The organism is Bacillus sp. AFS002410 (assembly GCF_002556365.1).
In the GTDB taxonomy this organism is placed as follows: Bacteria; Bacillota; Bacilli; order Bacillales; family Bacillaceae_G; genus Gottfriedia.
On the sequence record NZ_NUEU01000074.1, the window covers coordinates 1 to 253 of the forward strand.

At 65.6% G+C, this 253-nt stretch carries 1 protein-coding gene; it reads right to left on the reverse strand.

Going from position 1 to position 253, the window contains the following annotated elements; translation table 11 throughout:
- Window positions 1-253: GNAT family N-acetyltransferase (locus CN692_RS19310; protein ID WP_142317551.1), on the reverse strand; the 253-nt coding region annotated here is incomplete at both ends.

Consider the following 253-nt stretch of genomic DNA (forward strand, 5'->3'; position numbering starts at 1 on the left):
TGGCCGAGCAGATCGTGGCCAAAACTGTGGTGGGGCTCTTCCTGTACCAGCTGGAAGCCTGCGCGTTGGTACAGGCGCCGGGCATCGGCCAGTACGCTGTTGGTCCAGAGCGTCATCCGCGTATAGCCGGCGGACGCCGCAAACGCGATGCACTCTTCCACCAGCCGGGCGCCGATGCCCATGCCGCGCGCGGTGGCATCCACATAGAGCAGGCGCAGCTTGGCTGTGCTGTCGTCCTGCCTGACCACGAACA